Consider the following 238-nt stretch of genomic DNA (forward strand, 5'->3'; position numbering starts at 1 on the left):
GCAGCTTGGCGATATCGTGCTGCATGACGTCTCCGCGCTCATCGCGCCGGGCATGGATGGCGATGAAATCCTGCTGGGCATGAGCGCCTTGAAACAACTTGAATTCAGTCAGCGCGACGGCACCTTGATGCTGCGCCAATCCACCTTGCAATGAGGCACGCATGAGCGAAACCCTCGATTTGAGCCTGGACGGTGTTGAACGCCGCTCCCTTGCCGACTTTACCGAGCAGGCTTATCT

Annotated in this window: 1 protein-coding gene and 1 pseudogene; both read left to right on the forward strand. The window is 58.0% G+C overall.

Going from position 1 to position 238, the window contains the following annotated elements; genetic code table 11:
• Nucleotides 1-154, forward strand: a pseudogene (locus AC0IYH_RS33800) (TIGR02281 family clan AA aspartic protease); the annotation flags it as partial.
• 7 nt (nt 155-161) lie between these two features.
• On the forward strand, nt 162-238 hold a 77-nt coding region (locus AC0IYH_RS33805; RefSeq protein WP_471838830.1), incomplete at its 3' end, for a hypothetical protein.

The organism is Pseudomonas sp. AC463, from assembly GCF_979253585.1.